Origin of the sequence: Paracerasibacillus soli, assembly GCF_042432965.1 — a bacterium.
Lineage (GTDB): Bacteria > Bacillota > Bacilli > Bacillales > Amphibacillaceae > Paracerasibacillus > Paracerasibacillus soli.
Window position 1 is genome coordinate 179,051 of the sequence record NZ_JBHLWL010000040.1, and the last position, 18,338, is coordinate 197,388.

General features: G+C 35.0%; 19 protein-coding genes. 7 read left to right on the forward strand and 12 right to left on the reverse strand.

From position 1 onward, the window contains the following. Positions 1 to 35: 35 nt before the first annotated feature. Positions 36 to 1,091 carry a cytochrome c oxidase subunit II gene (gene coxB, locus ACFFIS_RS11995; protein WP_320378836.1) on the reverse strand — a complete coding sequence of 352 codons (1,056 nt, stop codon included), beginning with the start codon at positions 1,089 to 1,091 and terminating at the stop codon, positions 36 to 38. A 1,394-nt stretch (positions 1,092 to 2,485) separates the two neighbouring features. Between coxB and ACFFIS_RS12000 the strand changes: the two genes are divergently transcribed. Then, complete coding sequence (locus ACFFIS_RS12000; RefSeq protein WP_320378835.1) at positions 2,486 to 3,442, forward strand: COX15/CtaA family protein; 957 nt, start codon at positions 2,486 to 2,488, stop codon at positions 3,440 to 3,442. A gap of 75 nt (positions 3,443 to 3,517) precedes the next feature. Here ACFFIS_RS12000 and pyc read toward each other — a convergent pair whose 3' ends face one another. From pyc to ACFFIS_RS12015, 3 genes are all read right to left on the reverse strand, one after another. Continuing rightward, entirely contained in the window at positions 3,518 to 6,961 is a 3,444-nt protein-coding gene (gene pyc / locus ACFFIS_RS12005) for a pyruvate carboxylase (RefSeq protein ID WP_390187743.1), read from the reverse strand. Continuing rightward, positions 6,949 to 8,127, reverse strand: coding sequence for a putative lipid II flippase FtsW (gene ftsW / locus ACFFIS_RS12010; RefSeq protein WP_390187746.1), 1,179 nt, complete (start codon positions 8,125 to 8,127; stop codon positions 6,949 to 6,951). Before ftsW ends, pyc begins: the two co-directional genes overlap by 13 nt. 199 nt (positions 8,128 to 8,326) lie before the next feature. Continuing rightward, positions 8,327 to 8,608: an Fpa/YlaN family protein gene (locus tag ACFFIS_RS12015; protein ID WP_390187747.1), complete on the reverse strand. Its 282-nt coding sequence runs from the start codon at positions 8,606 to 8,608 to the stop codon at positions 8,327 to 8,329. A gap of 306 nt (positions 8,609 to 8,914) precedes the next feature. Between ACFFIS_RS12015 and ACFFIS_RS12020 the strand changes: the two genes are divergently transcribed. Both ACFFIS_RS12020 and ACFFIS_RS12025 read left to right on the forward strand, forming a co-directional pair. Beyond that, positions 8,915 to 9,406 carry a hypothetical protein gene (locus ACFFIS_RS12020; RefSeq protein ID WP_390187749.1) on the forward strand — a complete coding sequence of 164 codons (492 nt, stop codon included), beginning with the start codon at positions 8,915 to 8,917 and terminating at the stop codon, positions 9,404 to 9,406. A 109-nt stretch (positions 9,407 to 9,515) separates the two neighbouring features. Further along, positions 9,516 to 10,109 (forward strand): YhcN/YlaJ family sporulation lipoprotein, encoded by a 594-nt coding sequence (locus ACFFIS_RS12025; RefSeq protein WP_390187750.1) that lies wholly within the window; start codon positions 9,516 to 9,518, stop codon positions 10,107 to 10,109. Between the two features lie 79 nt (positions 10,110 to 10,188). Here ACFFIS_RS12025 and ACFFIS_RS12030 read toward each other — a convergent pair whose 3' ends face one another. Then, entirely contained in the window at positions 10,189 to 10,434 is a 246-nt protein-coding gene (locus tag ACFFIS_RS12030) for a YbyB family protein (RefSeq protein WP_320378830.1), read from the reverse strand. Between the two features lie 133 nt (positions 10,435 to 10,567). Between ACFFIS_RS12030 and ACFFIS_RS12035 the strand changes: the two genes are divergently transcribed. Further along, positions 10,568 to 10,771 (forward strand): YlaI family protein, encoded by a 204-nt coding sequence (locus tag ACFFIS_RS12035; protein ID WP_320378829.1) that lies wholly within the window; start codon positions 10,568 to 10,570, stop codon positions 10,769 to 10,771. Positions 10,772 to 10,798: 27 nt separating this feature from the next. Here the strand turns inward: ACFFIS_RS12035 and ACFFIS_RS12040 are convergent, their stop codons facing one another. Continuing rightward, positions 10,799 to 11,104 (reverse strand): YlaH-like family protein, encoded by a 306-nt coding sequence (locus ACFFIS_RS12040; RefSeq protein WP_320378828.1) that lies wholly within the window; start codon positions 11,102 to 11,104, stop codon positions 10,799 to 10,801. Positions 11,105 to 11,312: 208 nt separating this feature from the next. Between ACFFIS_RS12040 and ACFFIS_RS12045 the strand changes: the two genes are divergently transcribed. Then, positions 11,313 to 11,501 (forward strand): DUF5325 family protein, encoded by a 189-nt coding sequence (locus ACFFIS_RS12045; protein WP_320378827.1) that lies wholly within the window; start codon positions 11,313 to 11,315, stop codon positions 11,499 to 11,501. 1 nt (position 11,502) lies between these two features. On the opposite strand, the gene ACFFIS_RS12050 is transcribed toward ACFFIS_RS12045, so the two are convergent. Together ACFFIS_RS12050 and ACFFIS_RS12055 are read right to left on the reverse strand one after the other, a co-directional pair. Further along, positions 11,503 to 12,309, reverse strand: a complete 807-nt coding sequence (locus tag ACFFIS_RS12050; RefSeq protein ID WP_320378826.1) for an inositol monophosphatase family protein — start codon at positions 12,307 to 12,309, stop codon at positions 11,503 to 11,505. 272 nt (positions 12,310 to 12,581) lie between these two features. After that, positions 12,582 to 12,773: a YkzI domain-containing protein gene (locus ACFFIS_RS12055; RefSeq protein ID WP_320378825.1), complete on the reverse strand. Its 192-nt coding sequence runs from the start codon at positions 12,771 to 12,773 to the stop codon at positions 12,582 to 12,584. A gap of 305 nt (positions 12,774 to 13,078) precedes the next feature. On the opposite strand from ACFFIS_RS12055, the gene ACFFIS_RS12060 reads away from it, so the two are divergent. Then, a complete protein-coding gene (locus ACFFIS_RS12060; protein WP_390187753.1) occupies positions 13,079 to 13,702 on the forward strand; it encodes a DUF1054 domain-containing protein in 624 nt (207 codons plus the stop codon). Between the two features lie 52 nt (positions 13,703 to 13,754). On the opposite strand, the gene ACFFIS_RS12065 is transcribed toward ACFFIS_RS12060, so the two are convergent. The 4 genes from ACFFIS_RS12065 to ACFFIS_RS12080 all read right to left on the reverse strand — a co-directional run bounded on the left by ACFFIS_RS12065 (position 13,755) and on the right by ACFFIS_RS12080 (position 16,241). After that, positions 13,755 to 14,024 carry a UPF0223 family protein gene (locus ACFFIS_RS12065; protein WP_320378822.1) on the reverse strand — a complete coding sequence of 90 codons (270 nt, stop codon included), beginning with the start codon at positions 14,022 to 14,024 and terminating at the stop codon, positions 13,755 to 13,757. A gap of 2 nt (positions 14,025 to 14,026) precedes the next feature. Continuing rightward, complete coding sequence (locus ACFFIS_RS12070; RefSeq protein ID WP_390187755.1) at positions 14,027 to 15,001, reverse strand: NAD(P)H-dependent flavin oxidoreductase; 975 nt, start codon at positions 14,999 to 15,001, stop codon at positions 14,027 to 14,029. Between the two features lie 195 nt (positions 15,002 to 15,196). Beyond that, a complete protein-coding gene (locus ACFFIS_RS12075; protein WP_320378821.1) occupies positions 15,197 to 15,310 on the reverse strand; it encodes a GapA-binding peptide SR1P in 114 nt (37 codons plus the stop codon). Positions 15,311 to 15,398: 88 nt separating this feature from the next. Next, on the reverse strand, positions 15,399 to 16,241 hold the full coding sequence (locus ACFFIS_RS12080) for a polysaccharide deacetylase family protein (protein WP_390187757.1): 843 nt from the start codon (positions 16,239 to 16,241) through the stop codon (positions 15,399 to 15,401). 144 nt (positions 16,242 to 16,385) lie between these two features. Between ACFFIS_RS12080 and ACFFIS_RS12085 the strand changes: the two genes are divergently transcribed. Then, entirely contained in the window at positions 16,386 to 17,906 is a 1,521-nt protein-coding gene (locus tag ACFFIS_RS12085; protein WP_390187760.1) for a glycine betaine uptake BCCT transporter, read from the forward strand. Positions 17,907 to 18,338 lie beyond the last annotated feature (432 nt).

Here is an 18,338-nt window from a genome sequence, read left to right on the forward strand (position 1 = left end):
AACCTCCCTATATTTTCTTTCATCCCTCTTTGTCTTTATTTACCTGCGCTATCTGGGGTAATATCTGTTGCTTTTAATTGCATCAAATATTCCGCAATTTTCTCTGCCTCATCATCATTTAACTTAGGGTATTTGCCTGTCATCAAGTTGCCTGGCTTCAGAGACTCAGGATCTTGAATCCATTCAATAACCTTTTCTTTCGTATGCTCCTCAATCCCAGCTAATTTACTTCTGTTTCCGAAGTTTGTTAAGTTAGGCCCAACTTGGTTTGGTGAGGAACCGATTGCGTGACAAGCCATACAATTATTTTGTTCGAATAGTTCTTTACCTTCTTGTGCTATTGCACTTTCTGGTTTATCTTTTTCTGGGTCATAATTTTGCATATCTGCAACCCACTTATCATACTCTTCTTTGCTTACTGCAATTACTTTAAAATCCATTAAAGAGTGACTTGGCCCACAAAACTCAGCACATTTCCCATAGTAAACGCCTTCTTCATACGCCTCAATATACATCGTGTTGACGTTTTCAGGGTTTACGTCCATTTTACCACTAATAGCTGGGACCCAGAATGAGTGGATGACATCTGTGGATATCATATTCAGGTATACCTTTTCTCCAACTGGAATGTATAGATCCTGACTCGTTTGAATATCTTCACCTTCATAATCAAAATGCCACCAATACTGATTTCCTGTCACCTTAATGTTTAAATGGTCTTTTGCGTCGCTAGCATCAGCTAAATCAAAAGATACAAGCGTTGTCGGTACCGCCATAATAATAACAAGAATAATTGGAATGACTGTCCAAATAACTTCCAGTCCTTTATGTCCTTCAACTTGTTTAGGAATGAAATCTTCCTGTCCTTTTTTGCGACGGAATTTAAATAATACGAATGCCAATATGATACATACAATGATGAATACTGAACCCATTACAACAGTTGTTAAAATGATCAACTTCATTGATTGTTCAGCACCATACCCCTTAGGCACGAGAGCGGTTAAATTTTCACGACCACACCCTGCTAATAAAAGTGCCGTAAAACTTAATAGAAAAATGGCCTTAGCCTTTCCCATCCAACCTTTCATTAAATCATACCTCTCTTTCTCTGACTTAAAATTCTTGAACATACATTTCATTTTATTAACTTAAAGGAACTAAAATTAGTTCCATCATTCTTGATGGTGATGATGGGCACATACTATATAGAATGTTTACCCTTTCATGTTATCTTTCATATTTAATATGAACACATGAAAAATGGAAGTAGTAATAAACAATCCAATATACAAAACTTTTAACCGCTTCCTATTTCATACAACAGGAAGGTTTGCATGTTTGATATATCATATTCATCACACTTCGTTATAGTCTAAAAGTAATTTCTGTGGGATTTGCCTCGCACATGATATGAAATCCAATTAGTAATACATGAACATGTAATCCATTATTACCTACTAAATAAATAATGGCTATTCTTCAGCTTCATTTCTAGTTATCGCAATGAAAGTGTATATTTTTCTTTCGATACATTTTATTACGATGTATGTAATCTCATCATATTAATGAATTTTAAATAACTTCACGGGTAGGTATATGAACAATTCGTCTATACCCTAGTATACGTAAAGTGATATGTATAAAATTATTAAATGCTCTTTATTTTACTGTTCACTTCTATTTGGATCAACAAGTATATCATACCAATTATTTGAAACAATGCCACCAACGATTATTTTTCCACCACCATACTATTTAGTATATAAAATGTATCCCCAGTTTTTTAAAAACATTTATAAATAGATTGCTATAAAATTCTGTAAAAAGAAAAGAGACTTTTATATGCATCACTATTTTTTAATAAAGGGATTTTTCATTCTGTAAGTAGCGGAAGTTTATCCTTCGATAAAGCGGAGGGTTGTTCCACTTTCTCTACAGATATATTCCAACCTTATCGACGCTGTTTTCCCTCCTTTTAATTTCCTTTAAAAAAGGAAATCCCAATGATAATGTTTAAACAATTGGTTGCAAAAAGTATACTTTTAGTATGGTAGTATCTGTCATAAAAAATACGATGGCATTTCACCTATTCTTCATTCGTTCGGATTATTCATTATGATTCCAATTTTAAATGGAGCCATCCTTTGATGCATCTATCAAAAAAGATACATTCATCCTATTTGTTGTTTCTTTCAAAACAAAGAATGACTACTTTCGTATGAACGTATGAATTTATAGGAATACAAATATCGTAAAGCAAATACCCCTATCATTATTTCTAGCAAAATATAGCCAACAATGCAAGGTTTTTTTACTTTTACACTATGAAAATGGGGTTTATTGATAAATCTGTAACATTTCTGTGACATTTGTCATTTTTATTACGATATATTTGCTTTCTTACCTTTTATGCCTTTATTATTAGTTGTAGTTTCTTTATTAAATTAAAAGGTAAAAACAACAAAGGTGAGGCTGTATACATATGAAAACATTAAAACGATTGTCGATAATAAGTACATTAATCATGGTATTCATCCTAATTGGTGGAGCACTTGTTACGAAAACGGAATCCGGAGATGGTTGTGGATCGAGTTGGCCATTATGCCACGGTCAATTTGTGCCAACTGAAATAACACCGGCACTTGTGATTGAATTAAGTCATCGTGTTATTTCTGGCGTTGGTGGCATCATCATCCTTTTATTATCTTTTCTTGCATGGCGCAGAATCGGTCATATTCGCGAGGTAAAGTTTTTATCATTTCTCTCCATCTTTTTCTTAGTACTCCAAGGATTAATTGGTGCTGCCGCTGTGAAATGGGGACAATCTGACTTTGTACTAGCCATTCATTTCGGTGTATCACTTATTTCTTTTGCAGCAGTATTTTTACTGACGTTGCTTATTTTTGAAATCGACAAGAAGCTCGACACAAAGGATGTATATTTCAAGAAGAGACATCGAATAGAAATTTTTGCTTTAACATTTTATACACTTATCGTTGTGTATACTGGTGCATTAGTACGGCATGCCGATGCAAATTTGGTATGTAAAGATTGGCCTTTCTGTAATAATTCGGCTCCTTTTGCCATCTTAGACTACCGTTTTGATCAATGGATTCAAATGGGACACCGTTTATTTGCAGGCATTTTATTTATTTGGACCATCAGCTTTTGTATACGCTTAATCAAGCAGTATAAATCGAATCAAGTAGTATTTTGGGGCTCCGTCACTCTCTTGAGTTTGATTTCCTTACAAGTATTTTTTGGTGCACTTATCATCTTTACAATGCTAAATTTATTTGTTGCACTTTTACATGCACTTGTCATTACATGTTATTTTGGCGTACTTTGTTATTTTATTTTGTTAGCTTCGAGAAGTAAGGTAAAAGAAAAGGCTCATGATCCTAATATTGATACGGAACTAGTTTATGTAGAGTCTTAAAAATAAATGAGGCTGGGACATAAAGGGTCTAATCCCTTGGTTTGTCCCAGCCTATTTTTATGAAACGTATATCATTTATTCAAATTCTATTAGTAGGTCCTGAACAGTTATCGCTTCTCCATCTTTTACATATATACTTTTAACAATACCATCATAAGGGGCTTGGACCGTTGTTTCCATTTTCATTGCTTCTGTAATCATGAGATAATTACCTTTACTTACATGTTCACCAGGCTCACAAAGAACTTTTACAACTGTTCCCGGCATTGTTGCCCCAATGTGCTTTTGGTTATTACTATCAGCTTTCGGCTTAGTCATCATTTCTGATTTCACATTCTCATCTTTTACAACTACTTCACGTGGTTGGCCGTTTAATTCAAAGTAGATAACCCTCGTTCCATCTGACATTGGTTCAGAAATCGATACTAATTTAACAAAAAGGGTTTTTCCCTTTTCGATTTCCACTTCGATTTCCTCACCTAATTTCATACCGTAAAAGAATGTGGGTGTATCCAATACAGAAACATCACCATATGTCTCATGGAATTTGTGATAATCCATATATACTTTTGGATATAGCGCATAGGCAAGAATATCAAAACTCGTAACTTGTCGATTTAACTTCTTAAACAACTTTTCTTTTAGCCCTGTAAAATCAACTAGTTCCATAAGTTTACCCGGTCTCTCGACGATAGGTTCTTTGCCTTTTAAAATGATTCGTTGTAATTCTTTCGGAAATCCTTGATATGGTTGACCAATATATCCTTCTGCAAATTCAATAACGGAATCCGGGAAATCAATAGATGTTCCCTTTTCGTAAATTTTTTCTTCCGTCAAGTCATTTTGAACCATAAATAAGGCCAAATCACCAACGACCTTCGATGATGGTGTCACTTTTACAATATCTCCAAACATATCGTTGACACGTCTGAACATCATTTTAACCTCATCCCATCGGTCACCTAAGCCAACTGCCTTTGCCTGTTGTTGTAAATTACTATATTGACCACCTGGCATTTCATGGAAGTAGATCTCTGTATGCGGTGAATTCATACCGCTTTCAAATTCATGGTAATACTTCCTAACAGACTCCCAATAGTGATTTAATTGTTCATACGCATGAACATTGAGTTTTGGTTGGCGATTTGTTCCTTCTAAAGCATGATAGAGCGTTTGTGCACTTGGTTGAGATGTAAGGCCTGACATCGCACCGCATGCAACATCTACGGCGTCTACCCCAGCATCAATTGCACGTGCATACGTATAAATACCATTACCGCTTGTGTCATGCGTATGTAAATGTATTGGAATGTTTATTGTATCCTTTAATGTTGAAATGAGCTGATAGGCAGCTTCTGGCTTCAACAAACCTGCCATATCTTTAATACCTAGAATGTGGGCACCTGCATCTTCAAGCTCTTTCGCCATATTCACATAATAATTCAAATCATATTTTGATCTTGAACTATCTAATAAATTACCAGTGTAACAAATTGATGCTTCTGCTATTTTATTATTTTCTCGCACAGCTTCAATTGCCGGAATCATTCCTTCTACCCAATTTAAACTATCAAAAATACGGAATACATCTATGCCCGCCTCGGAACTTTTAGCGATAAACTGCTCTACAACATTATCCGGGTAATTTTTGTAACCGACTGCATTACTTGCACGTAGTAACATTTGGAAAAGTACATTTGGTATCTTTTCACGCAATGTTAACAAACGTTCCCATGGATCTTCTTTTAAAAAGCGATAAGCAACATCGAATGTTGCACCACCCCACATTTCTACCGAAAATAGATTTGGTAGGAGGTGGGCAGTTGGTTCAGCAATCTTTAGTAGATCCTTTGTCCGTATTCGAGTAGCCAACAAAGATTGGTGCGCATCGCGAAATGTCGTATCTGTTAGCAACACTTCTTTCTGTTCTTTCATCCATCGCGCTAACCCTTCCGGTCCTCGTTCATCCAAAATTTGCTTAGTCCCACTAGGAACTTCTATTAATGAATTGAATTTTGGGACAATAGGATTTTCAAAATCCGGCTTTTTCAGGTTCGTTAATCCTTCAAACCCATTTACTGTTGTCTGTCCAATATACGTTAACATTTTTGTTCCACGATCACGTCTTTTAGGAAATACAAATAACTCCGGTGTTTCATCTACAAATGTCGTATCAAATTCTCCCGACATAAAGTTTTTATGGTACATAACATTTTCTAGAAATGGAATATTCGTCTTTAAGCCGCGTATCCTGAATTCCTTTAAATTTCGTACCATTTTTTGTGCTGCTTGTTCAAAACTCAAAGCCCATGTCGATACTTTCACTAATAAAGAATCATAGTAGGGTGAGATTTCTGCACCTTGGAATCCATTTCCCGCATCTAAACGTACACCAAAGCCCCCACCTGTACGATAAACATTAATTTTACCCGTATCCGGCATAAAATTATTTAATGGATCTTCTGTCGTTACACGGGATTGAATAGCGTATCCCCATGTTTTAATTTCCTTTTGCTCGGGGATATTGATAATAGAGCTATGTAATGTATTACCATCCGCAACTTTAATTTGTGTTTGTACAATATCTATTCCTGTTATCATTTCTGTAATCGTATGTTCCACCTGTACACGCGGGTTAACTTCTATAAAATAATAGGCATCTTTTGTAACAAGAAATTCAACCGTTCCAGCATTTCTATATTGAACATTTTCCATCAACTTAACGGCTGCAGCACAAATGTCTGTACGTAACTGTTCTGAAATCGAAACACTAGGCGCTATTTCAACTAATTTTTGATGGCGCCGTTGCACAGAGCAATCTCGCTCATAAAGATGGACAATATTCCCTTGTTGATCACCGATAATCTGTACTTCTATATGTTTTGGATTTTCGATTAACTTTTCGACATATACTTCATCATTACCAAACGCAGCTTTTGCTTCAGATTTTGCACGATTGAATGCTTCTTCCACATCATCTTCATGACGTACAATACGCATTCCTCGTCCGCCACCACCAAGTGTTGCCTTAATGATAATTGGATAACCGTATTTTTTACCAAAGTTTCGGACTTCATCAACAGAATGTATCGTGCCATCACTACCAGGAATAACTGGTAGACCAGCGCGTAATGCTTCTGTTCTTGCTCTTACCTTATCACCAAACATATGCAGGTGATTACTTGTTGGACCAATAAAGATAATTCCTTCTTCTTCACATCGCTTTGCAAATAAAATGTTCTCAGATAAAAACCCATATCCTGGGTGAATCGCGTCCACCCCAGAATTTTTAGCTAAGTCGATGATCCCCTCTATATCTAAATATGCATCAATCGGCTTTTTTCCTTCTCCAATCAAGTAAGCTTCGTCAGCTTTGTAGCGATGGTAGGACCCATTATCTTCTTTTGAGTATATTGCTACTGTACGAATATTTAACTCCGTACATGCACGAAAAATACGAATAGCTATTTCCCCACGATTTGCTACTAATACTTTACGAATTTTATTTAGCTTGACCATTTTTTTCCTCCCTGATATGTATATGTTTGTGTTGGTTGGTGTTGATTTGGCTCTTTGTCATTTCGTTGAAGCTTTACAGAAGATGCGATATTATTTAAAATTCCCATTGAAATCAGTAAGACTAGTAATGACGAACCACCATAACTTATAAAAGGAAGCGTCACACCTGTTATTGGCAAAATCCCACTTATTGCACCTAAATTAATAAAGGCTTGAATTCCAATCATGGAAGAAATCCCAATCGCTAATAAAGATCCAAATGCATCTTGACATTTCCTAGCGATATAAAAACCGCGAAGTACAATGACAGATAAAAGACCAATAACGATAACAACACCAAAAAAGCCTAATTCTTCTGCTATTACAGACATAATAAAGTCTGTATGTGCTCCAAATAAATAGCCTAACTTCTGAACGGATTGCCCTAACCCTTCTCCAGTAATACCACCCCCACCAATCGCGATATAAGATTGGATTAGTTGATAACCATTATCTGCTGGATCTTCGAATGGCTGATATGCCCCGGTAAACCGAGAAACTCTAACATCAGTAATCATATTCGGTATCGCGATTAGCAAAATAATTCCACCAATGGATGCGAGTAACAATAAGTGTCTCATTTTAATACCTGAACTAAAAATGACCGTGCAGGCGATTAAAAATATTGTCGACGCGGTACCAATATCTGGTTGAAATACGATTAGACCAAGTATGATGGATGTCATGATCAAAGGTGGAAGTACACCAGTTGTAAATTTATCGATATACGATTGTTTTTTTGAATAAACTGAAGCTAAATACATAATGATTCCTAGTTTAGCAAATTCGGACGGTTGAATGACAATAGGTCCAATTCTGAGCCAGCGACTAGCATTTCCTTCCGTTAATCCAAAAAGTAAAACACCTAATAAAATTGCGATGATTCCTAGGACGATAAGTTTCATCAACTTTTGATAGTTTTTATACGGAAAAACTAAACAAAATATAAAGAAAACCAATCCAATGAGAAACATGCGTAGCTGTCTAAATAAAAAATAAGTTGCTTCATGACCTTCTACCATTGCGGTTACCATACTAGCACTATAAATCATGACTAATCCAAACCCTGCTAGTAATAATGGTGTAATAAGTAAAGTAAAGTCATATTTTCTTAGTTTTTTGATCATCTCGGATCTCCCCAATAGCAAGAAATATCCAACGTTGGAAATCCAACATCAGTATAACACATTTTTATATTAGTATGACACAATAAAGTGCCAGACATGATGTACGAAATAAAAAAACCTTGCCATGTTACTTATGCAGGCAAAGTTTCACTTCAAGCGTACTGCACAATAGACGCGACAGGCACATGAACAGAATCTATTATCCAGATTTTTGTGCTGCTTCATGCAGTATATTAAGTTGCCTTTCTAGATTTTCTAGAAGGGCTTTCCCTTCATTCTCACTAACTAGATTTAAGCGCACAGCAAAGTCAATTTCCCTTGATAATCCAAACATTTGTGTATCTAGCACTTCTTCATATAAAGGGCATTGCGGCATCGTTAAATTTTCCATTTGCACTTTTATAAGTCGCAAAATTTTATCAGCATCAGCCTTAAGAAGGGCATAGGCTTTTTCCCGATGATCGATCATTACCTCAGACATCACAAACATCCCCTCCACGTTAACACTTGGCTTTCCCTATCCTACTAAGCACTGTTCTTATCTATGTTATATTAGAATATACAATCATCTATGATTATATTATCGTTTGGGCCCATAAAATGCAAATATAAATCATATAACATGCTAAAAATCTTGTTTTATCATTTATATAATTTTGGATATGTCAGATATTACGAGTTGCACATGAACATGCGAATGTCCCTCAGCACCAATTCTATTCGAATAGGATGAAAAAACTAGTGAAATTTGCTATTCTTAAACAAGATTAAAAGATGAGGTGAAGATATGATCGTACAATTGACAGGTAATATAACCTATCCCATTACACTAGACCCTACTGTGTGGATTTTTGATGACAGAAAGATAAAACTAGAAGAGGCATTTAATGAAAAAGACAAGTTAAAACTTAAAGAAAAGAGTAATGCCCAACTTACAAGCGAGCGTTTAGAAAGAGAAATTTATCCTGGTAATGCAAAACCACCAGTTAATAAAAGTTTGTCAAAAAAAGAGCGAGAAGATGCATTAAAATATTCATATGTCATGCCTATAAAGCATTTTTTAGATAACATTGAAATAAAATCGAATGCTTCAAAGGCTGTGCTTATTTCTGATTCTAGAAAAACAGAAATTTCTCTTATGCAATTAAAAAATTGTTTTTTATTATTTTCAGTAGATGGAAAGCCACTTTCTGTAGACGGTCCTGTACATCTTTTATTTCATGATGGATCAAATAAATCAAATCCAATTAAAGGAATTAAAAAAATTGATATCCAATAATTGTTAGATACATAAAAGTAAAAACAAGCTAATTTCTAGTATAATTTGGCACAGTCCACTAAAAATAATACATAACAGTGTATGTAGAATTTTTAGGAGGAGTTCCAAAATGAAGCAAAACATTACGCTTGTATTAATAAGTACCATGCTTTCAGTTCTTATAGGTTGTCAACAGCATTCAGAGCGGGCTTTACCTACTGAAGAGGATCATAATCGGTTTGTCCAGGTTGAAAATTCAAGCGAACAGCCCAATAAAGATTTGACAAATGAGCAAATCGCAAATCATTTGGCCGATGTTGCAGCAAGTGTCCCGAATGTTCACAATGCTACAGCTGTAATTGCTGGTCCTTATGCAGTAGTTGGCATAGATGTCGATAAGGATTTAGACCGTTCACGTGTAGGTACAGTAAAATATACAGTATCTGAAGCTTTGCGTCATGATCCATATGGAAAGACAGCCATTGTCATCGCAGATGGTGATATATACGAGCGGATTCGACATATGGGTGATAAAATCCAGCAAGGTTATCCCGTTCAAGGTATTATAGATGAATTAGCCGGAATCATTGCTCGTTACATGCCAGATATGCCATTACCTAAAAATCAACCAACGGAACCAGATCGAAATAAAGAAATCTTACCGAAACATAAAGATGACCAGCTTGATGATATTCAAGATGAACAATCTAACCATAAAAAGTAAACTGAATCAACATAAAAGACTGAGACAAAAGGGTCTGCCCTCACCTAATTACGTTGGGGGACAGACCCTTTTTCCTAGTCTATTTTAAGGATTGTGTAGGATCATTTGCTATGTCATTATAATACTGGACACCAAATTGTGATCCTTCAGAAACCATTTTTGCATTCTCTAATTGTGCAACATCAAGTTTTTCAACTTGATCAGGAATCCCGGCTTGTTTTAATGTATCTACCTCTTCTTGTTCATTTTCTCGATTACGCATCATATATGTTGCTGCACCAACACCTAGAATACCGAGTGCTGAAACAATGTAACGTTTTTTCATCTTATCATCCTTTTTGTTTTATTAATATAGCTTTTCCCAAGTATATTGTGAATAAAACATGCTTTTCTATACATTCTCATTTGAATTTTATGTTATATTTATAACGTAAACTCTCTTTATTTGAGGTGAGAATGTGAAAGTAAAGTGTGTATTGTGTGATAAGATTGAACAAATCGACGACGAATCACTGCAAGCAAAACGATTAAAGAACCGAAGAATTAATATGTATTTATGTGTGGCGTGCACAGAAAGAATTGCAAAAAAGACAAACGAACGACATGCAACCGGGAAATTCAAACTGTATCAAGAAGAAAAAGACAATAATGAGTTCATATAAAAAATCTCCATTAAAATGGAGATTTTTTTATGCACGTTGTCGCTTTTGTTTTCTATCCATATGTAAACGAAAACGATATATCGCTAACACAACAGAAGTTATAATTAAACTTTCCGTAATTGGTAAGCGAAATACGGTACCAAAAATATTTAAGACAAACATACCGACTGCTAACATAATATAAACAAACACACTTTTCATTAACGGTAACTTACGTGCAAATCCTAGCTTGTAAGCAATCGCTCCAAATATTAAATTCGGGACATAAAATGCCCAAAAAATATGATCCGTTCCATAATTCTCAATATAAAACTCTAACAGCGGACTCATCATGATAATGCCTCTCCATTTCCATAGAACTTCAATTATCTTCTAATTTTAAGTAATAAGAACTCTTTTCTATCATACTAGATACTAGTTCTTGAAGCTAGTATTAAAACAAATCTACTACAATTTACTGTCAAAATATACAATCTTACACTATACTTAAATAGAAAGATTCTCAAAAATCTTATGTTATATGAATATTGAGGTGTTACGAATGAAAAAAATTGATATACCTTTATTGTTGCTTGCAATGCTTGTTGTTGCGATGTTTATTTTAGTTGCCTTGTCTGTAGCATTATTAAATATTTGGCTAATTATTCTGTTCCTCATCCTAGCTTGTTCCTTTATGTGGCTAGGTATTTCAATTAAAACGAAACGTAACAAAAGTGATTCATCATCATGAATCACTTTTTTCCTTTTCTCATAACCGTCGCAATTTGTTCAGAAATAACACTGTTTGCTACCATCACTGGATTGTCCGTTAGCATATTTACAGGCTGTCCAAATATATCTGTTGTTACCCCTCCGACCTCCTGAACAATTACTATACCTGCAGCGATATCCCATGGTGATAGTTTCATGGTAAGATACGCATCTAATATACCTTCTGCTACATAAGCAAACTCTAGTGCTGCTGATCCATATGTACGTACACCTCTTATTGTTCGAATAAATTGTTGCATATCTTGATGGTCAATAAGCCGATTTTCACATAGCCAATAGTGGTTCATTCCAATGATTGATTCTTTTAAAACTAATTTTTCTTTAAGTGGCGCTAACTGTTTCTCGTTCTTATAGGCTCCCTCCCCTTTTTTAGCATGGTAAAGACAATTGCCCATCACATCATAAATGATGCCAATTTCTCCAATTCCTTCACAATAAATCCCTAAAGAAATGGCAAAGTTTCTTTTTTGATGGACAAAGTTCATCGTCCCATCAATCGGATCAATAATCCATATAATACCATCTAACGATTTTAATTTATCACCAAATCCTTCTTCACTTAGTACAAGGTGTTCAGGATAATTCGCTTTAATCTTTTTAATAAAAAACTTCTCCGTTTCTTTATCCAAAATCGTAACAAGGTCATTCGCATTAGACTTTGTATCTATAGATAGTGGTTCATTCATTCTCTCCTTAATTAATTCTCCCGCCTCATATACCCACTGTTTTGCCTTTTGAAATAATTCATCACGTAATGTTTTATCCACTTTGTTTCCTCCAATATTACTTCTCAGTGAATAGTTGTTAGCATAGCTGAATTTCAAACCATACGATGTGAATTACAGCATTGTTATCACAAGCTAAGCTAGGTTCACCTTTTTGCATGCTATGAAAAGAAAGCCATTCGATTTTGATGGCCAATGTCACTACATATATCGTAGCAAAAATGTATACATCAGTATAGAAAAAAGCATGTCGTGTAATATAATCAGCATTAAAATGATCCCCTAATCGGGATCATTTTACATTATCGACATATTTATTTATTTTGAATTTCAAGTAACTGGTGTCGTAAATGATTTAATTTCTCTTTTGCTTTAATAATACCTACTTTATCATTTTCTTCTAGAGCATCAAACAATGTCATTAATTCATAATCAATCTCAAGTTTTATAACAGGAAGTTTTTCCTTTTCTTCTTCAAGATGCAAAGTTTCTAATACGTATTTCATTCCGAATACACCCTTTCTTTTTAATGGTCTAGTTTGGAAGAACTACTTTATTTAAACAATGAATCTGGGACATGTAGTAAAAATCAATATGCTTATTTTATTTATATATATGATAATAGAAACAATACTGTTCAACCGAATTATGATAATGAATTTTACTGTTAAGTTACCCAGAACACCTCATTTATAAACATACAAAACAAAATACAATCTAGTTGACTTCTCCGCGCATTCGATAAATAATTTAAACAGTATCTGTTGTTTAAGTTTTTCTCGTATTGAATAGCATGAAAGGATTGAGAATAATGGAAATTCAGGGATTTAATAAGTATGACTTCGAAACATTTCAAATAGATGGTTTGGAAGCTCGCATGGAAGCAATTCAAACTCGAATTCAACCTAAGTTTAGAGTGTTTGGTAATCACTTAGTACAATACCTAGCTGAAACACTAAATCAAGAAATGTACTTACATATCGCCAAGCATGCACGGCGAACGAAAAACGCCCCAAATGATACGTGGGCAGCTTTTAGTCACAATAAACGTGGCTATAAAAAACATCCGCATTTTCAATTAGGATTATGGGATGATCGTGTATTTGTCTGGTTGGCATTTATTTACGAATTACCGAATAAAGTAGAAATTGCAGAGGTTTTCTTGAATCATGAGGAAGAATTATTAAATATCATTCCAAACGAATTTGTGCTGTCAATGGACCATATGAAAAAAGATATCCAGCCTATTCACGCAACTACATTGAGTGCATCTTTGAATCGATTCAAAAACGTTAAAAAAGCTGAGTTATTAATTGGAAAACAATTTCCTGCTGAGCACCCGCTTTTATCAAATGGAGAGGAATTTTTAAGTGAAGTAAAAGATATCTTTGAAAAGCTGTTACCCGTATATACCTTATCTTTTAAATATATGTAAACATAAAGCAACCTAGACATCACATTATCGTTTAGGTTGCTTTTTTCACATATTAATTCATTTTAATCATTTTTAAATTTGATTCACGCGCTTTTTTTAGAACATGATAACTTGAATAGGTAGAATCATGTTCAAATTCTTTAAACATTCGTTTCTCTTCACTTTTCGATGGAACAATTTGTTTAAACCGTTTATACGCCAATAATAGATTTTCACGGTTAACTGATTTTTCATACGCCTGTTCAACTAATGTAAAAAAGTTAATAACATCTATGATTTCATTTTTTTCCCAGTCATTCTCAAAGGGATACGAATAATTCATATTTATTCAACACTCCTTTTATTATTCCAATTATGACGAATAGCACCTGCTTCTTCTAGCATTTGTTCAAATAGTTGTTGCACAGACGGAATACTTTGAATTCTAGCAGCACCTTGACCAGCCCATCCAAAACCATTTGCTGTATTGCCATCATGTATATATCTACAATTAGCTTCTCCACTTATAAAGTCTTTTAATGACTCATAGCCCGGATTATTTTTTTCTAGTTCCAAGATTCTTTCCGTCCATTCATTTCGCAATGCTCTTGCTGGTGTCCCTAGTGAACGTTTAATCACAACAGTAGATTCCTCATTTGCATCTAAAATTGCTTGCTTGTAAGCAGGATGTGCATGTATACATTCTTTTGTTGCGATAAATCTTGTTCCCATCTCTATTCCTTCTGCTCCTAACGCTAATGCCGCCATTAAACCACGGCCATCGACAATTCCCCCTGATGCAATAACAGGGATAGAAACGGCATCAACTACTTGCGGTGTTAACACCATTGTGCCCACATCACTTCTCCCTAAATGTCCTCCACCGTCATGTCCAACGACCATAACTGCATCTGCCCCTAGTTGCTCAGCCTTTTGCGCTTGTCTTTTTGCTGCAACCAAAACCAGTTTTTTAATACCATGTCCATCTACCATATCTAATACAGGTTTTGGATTTCCGCCAGTAACAGAAATTGCTGGTACTTTTTCTTCAATAGCTACTTCAACCAGTTGTTCAAATGATCTACCATGTTGGCCAATTGCGAAGTTAATTCCGAATGGTTTCTTTGTTAAAGTTCGTATTTTATGAATTTCCTCACGTAGTCTTTCAGGTGTTTCTAAACTCATGGCAGTGATTTGCCCGAGTCCTCCTGCATTCGATACTGCGGCAGCTAGTTCGGAATATGCTAAGTAAGCAAGTCCTCCTTGGACAATCGGATATGTAATATGAAATAACTTTGTCACTTTCGTTTCCCAGTTCATATAACCACCCCTTTAAAATTCTTATTCATATCCTATCATGTTAACCGATAGAAATTCTATATGAAAGCAATCATTTTGTATAGATAATTTTAAATCGCTTCATGATAGACTGGATCAAAGTAATGGTACCTGTATACCTTATACGTAAAATAATCCAAAAAAATAGTGCACCTTTTTGTAGGTGCACTATTTTTATTATGATTCACATCGATTATTACAACTCGAACAAGTTCCATATAGCGTGGATACTTTCACGTCATCAAAATGTTCAATAATTTTTTGACAATCTTGGCAGATTATTGTGCCCATTATTGTCTCCCCCATTTAATTATTTTACATTACAATACTATTATAGTATAACACATTTAATTTTACAAGGGGTATATAGTGTGTCACATTAAGGTTTGATGTCTTCATTAGATAATGTTTGAATAAGATGAGGATCAAGTATCTCATATCCTTTTTCCTGTAGCCCAATTACGATATCTTCTAAAGCATTCGCTGTCCATTCACGATCATGCATTAATAAGTTAGCACCATTACTGAGTAATTCAGTATGGATCATAATATCTGTAATCGTTTCTTTCGTCATATATTCTTGCATAAAATCATAACCATAAGACCAATTCATTAAAGTCATCTTTTCCTTTTCTGCTAATTGTTTTGTAAAATCCGTGTTTGCACCATGAGGGGCACGAAAAAACATTGGACGTTTTCCGGTAATTTTTTCTACCATTTCATTAACGAGTAGAACTTCCTCTTTTTGTTTGTCTTCAGATAAATCTGGTAAGTAAGCGTGGCTATATGTATGATTACCAATCATAAATCCCATATCATCGATTTCTTTTAATACCGCTTGTTCTTCTTTACTTTCAAGAAAATGACCATTCACAAAGAAGATTGCTCCCACATTTAATTTTTTCAATGTTTTTGCCATTTGCAACGCATATTTATCAGGAGCATCATCTATTGTTAATAAGACTACTTTCTCATTTGCATCTGCAATCGGCTTGATGTACCAATTCTCGTTCAAAACGTATTGCGGAGCTATTCTCTCCAAATCTTGCGTAGTCTCAACGGCTTCAATTTGGTCTGATTGTTGCTTATTTTCATCTTCTGTAGTTTCTAAACCTTGTTTCGTATTTACCTGCGACTTTTCTTGTTTCATCTGGGTCATTTCTGAACAGGCTACCGTAAGAAGTAATAACAAGCATACCATGAATTTCATACCATAGTTCATGTGCAAAAATCCTCCTATTTTGTCGATTCAATTAATATAAGTATATCGTAACATAAATAGAATTGTATTTTGTTTTACATGATTTCTTTGCATTAAGGTAATAGTAAATAAGAATATTTTATAATGAATTGAGGTTGCAATGAAATGAAAAAGGTAACGAAAGTATTTTACATATCTGTGATCATTATCACTTTATTTATAATTTGGGGAGTTATTCCGCAAGAAACATTACCTAATGGCAATTTAGAAGCTGTCACTAATAAGATACAGCAATTTTTAGTTGATAAATTTGGTTGGTTTTATTTACTCTCTGCTACGATTTTTCTTGCCTTTGCAATTTATCTCATCTTTTCTAAATACGGGAAGATAACACTTGGCAAACCAGATGAGGAACCCGAATACAGCTATATTTCATGGTTTTCCATGTTGTTTAGCGCAGGTATGGGGATTGGTTTAGTCTTTTGGGGAACTGCCGAACCTTTGTCTCACTTTCATCATCCACCATACGGTGATCCTGAAACAAATGAAACAGCAAAAGTAGCATTAAGGTACAGTTTTTTCCATTGGGGATTACACCCTTGGGCTATATACTCCATTCTAGGTTTGGCGCTCGCCTTCTTTAAGTTTAGAAAACAAGCTCCCGGGGTTATAAGTGCTGTATTAGAACCTGTATTGGGAGAAAAGGTGAAAGGTACTTGGGGAACAATCATTGATACGACTGCTGTATTCGCAACTGTCTTTGGTGTAGCAACTTCGTTAGGGTTTGGGGCAATTCAAATAAGTGGTGGTTTATCATTTATATATAATATAGAAAAAAGCTATTTACTTGAACTAGTCATCATTATCATTGTAACTGTATTATTTATGATTTCCGCGATGACTGGATTGGATCGTGGTATTAAATATTTAAGTAATCTAAACGTCCTATTTGCGATATTGCTCATGCTATTTCTATTGTTTTTAGGACCAACAAATTTTATCATGGATCTATTTACGACGACATTTGGAAGCTATTTACAAAATTTACCGAGCATGAGCTTAAGAATGACTCCATTTGACAAAGAACATTCAGATTGGATAAATAACTGGACAATATTTTATTGGGCTTGGTGGATTGCCTGGGCTCCTTTTGTCGGGACCTTTATTGCACGAGTTTCTCGCGGAAGAACAGTACGTGAATTTTTATTAGGTGTATTATTAGTTCCAACGATTTTTGGGGCATTATGGTTCTCTGTATTCGGTGGTTCTGCGATTAGCTTAGAGTACTTTCAACAAATCGATTTAATTCACTTTGTAGAAGATCTAGGTACAGAAACCGCACTATTTGCATTACTTCATCACTTTCCATTTGCTACTTTTATGTCTGCACTTGCCATTTTATTAATTAGTACATTTTTCATTACATCTGCAGATTCAGCTACATTTGTATTAGGTATGCAGACAACCGGTGGGAACTTGTTTCCACCAAATAAAGTGAAATTTATTTGGGGTATCATCCAATCTGGAGCCGCTGCTGTGCTATTGGCCCAAGGTGGACTTCAAGCCTTACAGACAGCGTCTATTATTGCAGCATTTCCATTTGCTATCATATTGCTGCTCATCATCTTTTCGTTAAAAAAGGCACTACAAGAAGAGGTTAGAATTCTTCGCAACAACAGTAAATAAAGTGAAACTTCAATGGTGGTTTTCGCACTTCCCCTACTAATTTAGTTGAACGAATCGGGCTTTAACTGGTGGCTGCGGATCAGCATTTATCATTATTTAAATCCCTTGATTTCTTAGAGTGGTGATCTTATAGTCCAGTTAGCTGCTGTAAAATAAAAAGCGTTCATGCTGTCTTGGTTGTACAATAAATGACGTTGGTGGACAAATCTCGCCAGCGTCGTTTTTTATTTATATTAACTTCATAGGCTAAAAGTATTTTTGAGGAAGAATATAAAATGGAGCGTGCATGCCGTTATCCTACATGAAAATTGACACGCTTTCCGTGGGCACGGCTTCAGCCTCCTCGGAAGAAACCCACTTCCTGTGGGGTCTTCAGACACGTGCTTTCCCACAGGAGTCGGTCATTTTCATTACGGACAACTAGTATTGTGG